Origin of the sequence: Cystobacter fuscus, assembly GCF_044360685.1 — a bacterium.
Lineage (GTDB): Bacteria > Myxococcota > Myxococcia > Myxococcales > Myxococcaceae > Cystobacter > Cystobacter fuscus_C.
This window is the reverse complement of sequence record NZ_CP043491.1, coordinates 9,097,696-9,105,338: the sequence shown is the minus strand read 5'-3', so window position 1 is coordinate 9,105,338 and position 7,643 is coordinate 9,097,696. Positions and strand designations below refer to the sequence as shown.

Sequence of the window (7,643 nt, the reverse complement as noted above, 5' to 3'; positions counted from 1 at the left end):
CGATGGAGTTCTTCACATCCATCGCCCCGTCGCGAGCCCTCAATCCCTCACTCAGCGGCCGCCGAGGAAGTCCATCTTGCCGATGTCCACTCCATTGTGGCGCAGGATGGCGTAGGCCGTGGTGACGTGGAAATAGAAGTTGGGCAGCACGAAGGAGAGCAGATAGACCTGCCCCTGGAACTGCATGTCCTGCGTGCGCATCTTGAGGATGACGGTGCGCTCCTCGCTGCCGTCGATCTGCGCCGGACTCACGCTGTTGAGGTACTCGATCGTCTTGGCGATGCGTGTCTGGAGTTCGGGGAAGGTGGCCTCGGTGTCGGGGTAGCTCGGGGGCTCCTTCCCCGCGAGCCGGGCGGCACAGCCCTTGGCCATATCGGTCGCGATCTGGACTTGAAAGGACAGCGGCAGCATGTCGGGCGCGAGCCGGGCGTTGATCAAGACGGACGGGTCGAACTTCTTCGTCTCGGCATACGTGGCGGCCTTGGTGAGGATCGCCGACAGATTGCCCAGCATGCGCACGAAGGTGGGAATCGAGGCCTGATACATCGACAGGGACATGGTGGCTCCGGGGGTAGGGGGACTGCGAAGGGCTCCCACCCTGGATTCGGGGGACGGCGAGGGCGGGGCCGGCCGGCAGGTTGGGGGCCCGCGCGAGGGCTGTCAATCGCCGAATCCGTCACACCGGACGCCAGGCCCTCACCCCCCCTCATCGCCGCGGTGCGGCGGAGCGGGGCTCCTTGCCAGAGGTCGCACCTCTGGCTGCGAGGTACAGCCCATGACACCCTTGGGCTTGGGGAGGGGTGATGTGCGTTGAAGCGCGGGGAGTCAGGTGGGCGGCGCTGTGGGTGGCGGTTGCCCTCTTCGCCACGGGCTGCGCCACGTTGCCTCCGCCATCTGACGCGGGTGACGCCCACGGCCCCGCCGAGGTGTCGCGAGAGGAGCGAGCTCCCCAAGGTTCGCTCTCATGCGGGGGCCAGGCTGTGCCGGAAGGCTGGCCGGACTACTCCTCCTGGTGGGATGAAGAGTTGCTCGCGCCCTTCTTCCAGTGCACCTCGCCCGGGGAGTTCCTGGCGTTGCAGCGCCGGGTGGACATGCCTCGGCTGGTGGAGGCGTTGGAGGACTGGTCCGCCGTGAGGCTCGGCGCGCTGGGGCCGATGGAGGCCCGGGCCGCGCGGGTGCTCCAGCGCAAGCGCTTGTCCTTTCTCGTCACGGCCACCCGGAAGTACGGGGCCTACGCCCAGGTGCTCATCCTCTTCCTCGTCGACACGGCCTTCGATGATGAGGTGCGTGAGTTGTTGCTGCTGCTGGCGCGGGACAAGCAACTGGAACAGACGCTGGGGCAGATGGAGGCCGTGCGCGAGGCGTTGGCGCGGCGGGGCTTCAAGCTCTCGGACTACCCGGAGCGGGACGAACAACTCGGGGACGTGGTGCGGGGCTTGGGCCGTGCCGCCGCCGACGCGGCCTCCTCCATCCCCGCGGTGGATGGAGCTCGGGGAGGGGGCGTGTTCGCCACGAGAGCCCACTTGCCCCCGCCCTACCAGGAGGCTTTCGACGAGACGGAGCAGGCCCTGACGAGGGAGCACTGGGCACCGGGCCACGTGGCGCTGGGCGCCTTCGACTCCCTGACGTTCGGAGTGCCGCTGGGCTTCTACTACCTGGCGGAGGGGACGGGGCATGGGGGGATTTCGCTCTACCAGGGCCGCTACGAGCAGGCCGCGCGGGAACTGGCGCCCGTGGCGCTGCTGGTGGGTCTGTACGCTGGTGGCAAGGGGGGGCGTTCTTTCTCCGAGGTCAAGGGGGTCGCGGGCATCGGGGAGAAAGGGGGGCGGCTCCAACTGCCCGAACTGCGCTTGCCGTTGCTGAAGGAGGTGGTGGAACGGCTGCGGGAGCGGCTGGGCGAGGACGGCCTTGGGCGGTTGGCGCGGCTCATTCAGGGCCGTCGCGAGGTGGCCGTCATGGTGGCCGACGGGGGAGATCCGGTCGCCGTGGCCATCTACGAGTCCCGTGGTGACTTGGCCAGGGCGCAGGTTGTGCTGTCCCAGGCGAGGCCCGAGCTTCGGGGCTCCACCCAGCCCATGGCGGAGGACACCACCCCAAAGAGGGCTGGAGCCAGAAGCACTCTCGGTGGCGAGGCCATCGCCGACTGGCGTGTTCGGCGGGTCCTCGAGCAGATTCGCGAGAAGGCCGCGGCGGGCACTTTCCGGCGCGCTGGCAACTACCATGCGCACTTCAGTGAGGCCCGCGTGCTCGAAATCTTGCGCAACCCCGACGCCATCTACGAGTCGTCCGGGCGCGCCGGTAAGCTCATCTACCATCAGGGCGGTGACATCGTGGTCGTCGAGGGCCCGGGAAGCGGCCAGGGTCAGGTCATCACGGGCTATGGCCCCAGTGGCATCCGGGCTGAGTCTGGGGCGCGAGCACTTGGAGGCGCGCCCACGGATCTGGGCACGCCCATCACTCCCGAGATGATGACCAGCGGCACTATCCCGGTCCCGCCGAACAGGCCGAGGATACCCGCGGCTACTCAGATATGGCCTCCCCCAGGTGATTCCCATGAATGACACGACGCTTCGCTTGCCCTCCGACCGCGCCGTGGACGTAGTCCCTGGACTCACCCTCACCACCCTGCCGGGATGGACGCTGGAGACGCTCAACGTGGGCCCCTTCCGTTCCGCGCGAGGCTATGACGCCCACCTCGCGCGCACGCTGGGTAGCTCCTTCGATTGGGGAGACGAGTTCCGGTTCGGCGAAGATACCCTGCTGCTGGAGACGGTGATTCTCAAGGTGCCGGAGCGAAACCTGGACCGAGGGGAGCTCGCGGTTTGGAAGGAGAGTCCCGTCTCTCCCGGGCTGCCGCGCCTGCGTGAGCGCGAGTCGTTCCTGTTCGATGGGACGACAGCGAGGCATCTGGCACTCGATGGCTCGGCGCTGCTGTGTTACTTCGAAGAACTCGCCCCGACGCAGAGGCGCTACCGTATCAACGTCGCCCCGTCACTCGACTTGCTGTGCGATGACGGCCGGTACTACGGCTGGATGCTTGCCTGGCCAGTGCGGCACCTCATCCCCGACACGATGGGCGGCCCGGGTTCACCCTCTCGGCTGGCGGACGACGCCGGGCTGGTGCCCCTGGTGCACGAGTATCACCAGCTCGTTTCGGACGACACGCTCGACCGGCTCAATGCGCAGGACCCCGCACTGAAGGCGGCGCTGACAGCGCTACGGGAGCGCACCCTCGCTCCCGAGAGTCTCTCTCGGCGTGCGCTACGGGAGCGCATCGACGCGCTACTCGACACGTTCTACTGACCACTGGCTCAATCGCCGAATCCGTCACACCGGACGCCAGGCCCTCACCCCCCCTCATCGCCGCGGTGCGGCGGAGGGCGGAGCCTCTTCGAGCAGCCTTCGCACGATGCACAGCAGGCGCTCGCACGTGTTCGCCGTGCCCATGCTCTGGGCGCTCACCTGGGCGCCCTCGATGACGAAGACGAACTCGCTGGCGACCGCCTCGGGATCGGCAAGGCCCGCCTGGGCGCAGAGCTCCACCACGCGGCGCGTCTGCGCGCTCTTGTGGGCTTCAATCACCTGCCGCGCGGGGTGGTTGCGGTCGGGCAGCTCCGCCACGGAGTTGAGGAACGGGCAGCCCCGGTCCGACTCTCCCGACAGCCGCTCGGTGATGTGCTTCGCCCAGCCCAGCAGTTGGGCGCGGGGATCTCCCGGGTGCTCGGCGGCGAGCCGGTCCAGCACGGCCTCATCGCGCGCCACCTCGAGCCGGAGCCATTCGGTCACCAGCGCGTCCTTGGACTCGAAGTGGCGGTAGAGCGCCATCTTGGTGGTCTCCGCCCGCGCGGCGATCGCCTCCACGCCCACTCCCCGGATGCCCTCCCGGTAGAACAGCTCCTCGGCCGCCGCGAGGATCCGCTCCCGGGGCGGCACCTTCATCGTCTTGTCCTTCATCCCTTCCCCTTGACTCTGATACCGGTCGGTATCATTAAGCGATACCGCTCGGTATCATCCGAGCCCGGACGGTGTCCGGCAATCCTACATCCAGGAGACCTTTCATGACGATGCGCACCCTTTCCAGGAGTGCCACGCTGGCCGCGTTGCTCACGGTGACGGGGGGGCTGTTCACGGCGCCCGCCCAGGCCGCCGCGCCGCTGGTGAAGACGCAGGCGCCGGGCTTCTACCGCATGATGTTGGGCGACTTCGAAGTCACCGCGCTGTCGGATGGCACCCTGCCGCTGCCGGTGGACAAGATCCTGACGAACGTGCGGCCGGGCCGGGTCGAGGCGTTGCTGGCCGCCGAGTACCTCACCTCGCCGGTGGAGACGTCGATCAACGCCTATTTGATCAACACGGGCTCCAAGCTGTTTCTGGTGGACACGGGGGCGGGCGAGCTGTTCGGAGCGGCGGGGGGCCAGCTGGTCACCAGCATTCGCGCGGCGGGCTACCAGCCCGAGCAGGTCGACGCCATCCTCATCACCCATGTGCACCTGGACCACTCGGGGGGCCTGGTGGTGGCGGGCAAGCGCACCTTCCCGAACGCGCGCGTGTACGTGGACAAGCGCGAGGTGGACTACTGGCTGAACGCCGCCAACGCGGAGAAGGCGCCGGAGAGCCAGAAGCCGCGCTTCCCGGAGGCGAAGGCCTCCTTGACGCCGTATGCCGAGGCGGGCCAGCTCGAGGCGTTCACGGGCAACACGCAACTGGCGCCGGGCATCAGGACCCTGGAGTCGCCCGGCCATACGCCGGGGCACACGTTCTACGTCGCGGAGAGCCAGGGGCAGAAGCTCGTGTTCTGGGGGGATATGATGCATGTGGCGGCGGTGCAGTTCCCCGAGCCCTCGGTGACCTGCCAATTCGACACGGATTCCAAGGCGGCGGCGCCCCAGCGCGCGAAGGCCTACGCCGAGGCCGCGAAGCAGGGCTACTGGGTGGCCGTCGCTCACGTCTCGTTCCCGGGCCTCGGCCATCTGCGCGCCAATGGCAAGGGATACACCTGGGTACCGGCCAACTACAGTATCCCCCACTGATGAGTCTTTCTCGCAAGGGTTTGGTCGCGGCTTCGTCCCGCCGATGACAAGCCATGTCAACCCCTGCGGGCGCTCGACCGGGCCTCGGCACGCACGAGCCCTTTGTCCTCGCGAGTGCCCGGCCGATTGCTGATTGAGCTGCCTCGAAAGCGCGGGATTGTTTTCGAGAAGACGATGGAGTGTCTCGCTGTACGATGCGCACCCCGCTAGGGGGAGCCATTCCGGCTTCCACCCAGGGCGGCAAACTACATCGAATTCTCGTGTTGCCATGAAGGCGGGTTTTTGGTGTATTGCCCGTGTCTTCACAACTCATCCCCGACATTTGTCGATCGAGGCCCATCCATGAAGCGTCTTTCCTCTGTGTTGTCTTTCGTCCTGGGTGCCACCCTGTCCGTTGGATGTGGGGGCGGAATGGAGCCTGGGCTCGAGCAGGAGGCGGGGATCGGAGACTCCTCCTCGACGACGGCAGTGGCCGAGTCTCCGGCGGCTGCTCCGCTGGCGCTCCCGGCGTACTGTAACGGGGTGCTCACCTGGAATGCGTCCTGGACGGCGTTCGAGGACGAGGTGCTCAAGCTGGTGAACCAGAAGCGGGCCGCGGGCGCCACGTGTGGTGGCGTGGCCAAGCCCGCGGTCCCGGCGGTCACCTTCGACGAGCGGCTGCGCTGCGCGTCCCGCGTCCACTCGCAGGACATGGGTACCAACAACTTCATGGGCCACAACGGCTCCAACGGCTCCACCCCGTGGCAGCGCATGACCAACGCCGGCTACGTCTGGAGGGCGGCCTCGGAGAACGTCGCCGCGGGCTATGCCACCCCCGCCGCGGTGGTGGACGGCTGGATGAAGAGCACGGGCCACTGCAACAACATCATGGGCTCCAACGTCAAGAACCTGGGCGTGGGCTACTTCTACGCGCCCTCGAGCACCTACAAGCACTACTGGACGCAGGACTTCGGCGCTCAGTAGGACGCTTGAGCCCGTTCCAGGGGCTCTCGCGGCGTTTCCCCAAGGATTTCAAGCGTTTGACGCTTCCCCCTCCGTCCGGTACGGAGGGCGGAAACGTTTTTCCACGTGGCACGTAGGTGGGCCAGGGGATGGGGAACGCGACGGACGAAGAGCTCATGGAACGCTTCTGCGAGGGAGATCACGCTGCTTTCGAGGTCCTGTTCAGCCGGCACGCCGGCGCGGTGCAGGGCTTCCTGGCACGCATGGTTCGTGATGGTGCGCTCGCGGAGGATCTGCTGCAGACGACGTTCTTGTCGGTCGTCCGCTCGCGGGACCGTTTCGAACGGGGGACGCGTTTCGGCCCCTGGTTGATGACGATCGCGGCGAACGCCGCGCGGGATGCCCTGCGCCGCCGCCAGCACCGCGAGGCGTATCGGGACAGCGCGCCTCCGCCGGCCCCGGTCACCGCGGATCCGTCGGATCCCGGCATGCGCAAGCACCTGGAGGACGCGCTGCAGCGGCTGTCGCCGGATCAGCGCGAGGCCATCCTCCTGCACAAGCTCGAGGGCTGGTCCTACGAGGAGATCGCCTCGATGCGCGGCATCAGCGTGAGCGCGGCGCGCGTGCGGGCCCACCGTGGCTTCGAGAAGCTGCGGCAACTGCTGGACGGGCTGGTGGGGGAATGATGGCTCCGTCCCTGGACACATTGCTCTCCCGGGAGGTTGCCGGGGATGACGCCGCGAGGGCGCGGGCCCTGGCGGCGGTGCGCGCGGAGCTGGCGAGCCCCGTGCCCGTGCGTGGCTGGAGGGCCCAGGCGGCGCGGCTGCTCGGGTTCTCGGTGGCGCTGACGGCTGCGGCGGCTGGGGTGTTGTGGGCCCTGGGCCGCACGTCCGGTGAGGTGCTGTGGGCCCATGCGCCCAGGCTGGCCTTGTTGTGGGCCATCAGCGCCGTGTGTGCCCGGGCCGCGCTCGCTCCCCGCGGGCAGGCGCTCCAGCGGGCCGGGCTGGGCCTGGCGCTCGTCGGGGCCGCCGCCCTCGTCCTCGCGCGCGACTCCATCCAGGCGCCGTCCTCCTTGCCGGAGTGGGTCTGCACCCTCAGCCAGTTCGGCATGGGGGTGCTGCCGGGGGTCGTGACCCTCGCCGCGCTGCGGAGCGCCGCCTTCCATCCGCGGCGTGCCCTGCTGGGTGGCCTGTCCGTGGGCACCGCGGGCGCGTTCGTGGGGGAACTCGCGTGCGCGCAGGGGCGGCACCATGTCCTGCTCTATCACCTGTCTGCCTGGGCGCTCGTCAGTGTCACGACGCTCGTGGTCTCCAGATTCCTCACACCCCGGTCCTACGCCCCATGAGCCAGCAGACGTCACTCATCCTCGCCCACGACGTGGAGGGCGCGCCCGTGCGCATCGGCGAGCCCATGCGCATCTCCCTCTCGGCCTCCGAGGAGTCCCTGGACAAGCGCTTCCAGGGGCGCTGGGGCATCGTGGTGGCGCTCGTGTACGACGATCCCCACCGGCAGTACCCTCACGAGCCCCTGGTGAAGGTCCGGGTCGAGGACCTGGGCGAGGATCTGTTCTTCCCCTGGGAGCTCGAGCGCTCGTCGGAGTGGTTCTGGCGCCGGCTCACCGGGCCGGGCGGGGCGATGCCCATGGGCCTGCATTGGGTGCACTGAGTTGGC

General features: G+C 68.4%; 9 protein-coding genes. 7 read left to right on the top strand and 2 right to left on the bottom strand.

What is annotated here, in order from left to right:
• Positions 1–51: 51 nt before the first annotated feature.
• The gene (locus F0U63_RS37345) at positions 52–558 is read right to left on the bottom strand and encodes a DUF1993 family protein (protein ID WP_395837707.1); all 507 of its coding nucleotides are present in this window, start codon (positions 556–558) and stop codon (positions 52–54) included.
• Positions 559–980: 422 nt separating this feature from the next.
• Here F0U63_RS37345 and F0U63_RS37340 point away from each other — a divergent pair, with 422 nt between their 5' ends.
• Both F0U63_RS37340 and F0U63_RS37335 read left to right on the top strand, forming a co-directional pair.
• Positions 981–2,561: a hypothetical protein gene (locus F0U63_RS37340; protein WP_395837705.1), complete on the top strand. Its 1,581-nt coding sequence runs from the start codon at positions 981–983 to the stop codon at positions 2,559–2,561.
• On the top strand, positions 2,554–3,303 hold the full coding sequence (locus tag F0U63_RS37335) for a hypothetical protein (protein ID WP_395837703.1): 750 nt from the start codon (positions 2,554–2,556) through the stop codon (positions 3,301–3,303). Before F0U63_RS37340 ends, F0U63_RS37335 begins: the two co-directional genes overlap by 8 nt.
• 54 nt (positions 3,304–3,357) lie before the next feature.
• Here F0U63_RS37335 and F0U63_RS37330 read toward each other — a convergent pair whose 3' ends face one another.
• The gene (locus F0U63_RS37330; RefSeq protein ID WP_395837701.1) at positions 3,358–3,954 is read right to left on the bottom strand and encodes a TetR/AcrR family transcriptional regulator; all 597 of its coding nucleotides are present in this window, start codon (positions 3,952–3,954) and stop codon (positions 3,358–3,360) included.
• 104 nt (positions 3,955–4,058) lie between these two features.
• Between F0U63_RS37330 and F0U63_RS37325 the strand changes: the two genes are divergently transcribed.
• The 5 genes from F0U63_RS37325 (at position 4,059) to F0U63_RS37305 (ending at position 7,637) form a co-directional block, all read left to right on the top strand.
• Positions 4,059–5,030: an MBL fold metallo-hydrolase gene (locus F0U63_RS37325; RefSeq protein ID WP_395837699.1), complete on the top strand. Its 972-nt coding sequence runs from the start codon at positions 4,059–4,061 to the stop codon at positions 5,028–5,030.
• A gap of 411 nt (positions 5,031–5,441) precedes the next feature.
• Positions 5,442–5,993, top strand: a complete 552-nt coding sequence (locus tag F0U63_RS37320; RefSeq protein ID WP_395837697.1) for a CAP domain-containing protein — start codon at positions 5,442–5,444, stop codon at positions 5,991–5,993.
• A gap of 128 nt (positions 5,994–6,121) precedes the next feature.
• Complete coding sequence (locus F0U63_RS37315; RefSeq protein ID WP_395837695.1) at positions 6,122–6,658, top strand: RNA polymerase sigma factor; 537 nt, start codon at positions 6,122–6,124, stop codon at positions 6,656–6,658.
• Positions 6,655–7,317, top strand: coding sequence for a DUF1109 domain-containing protein (locus F0U63_RS37310; protein ID WP_395837693.1), 663 nt, complete (start codon positions 6,655–6,657; stop codon positions 7,315–7,317). Before F0U63_RS37315 ends, F0U63_RS37310 begins: the two co-directional genes overlap by 4 nt.
• Complete coding sequence (locus F0U63_RS37305) at positions 7,314–7,637, top strand: Carotenogenesis protein CarS (RefSeq protein ID WP_395837691.1); 324 nt, start codon at positions 7,314–7,316, stop codon at positions 7,635–7,637. The genes F0U63_RS37310 and F0U63_RS37305 overlap by 4 nt, the downstream gene beginning before the upstream one ends.
• The last annotated feature ends 6 nt before the right edge of the window (positions 7,638–7,643 follow it).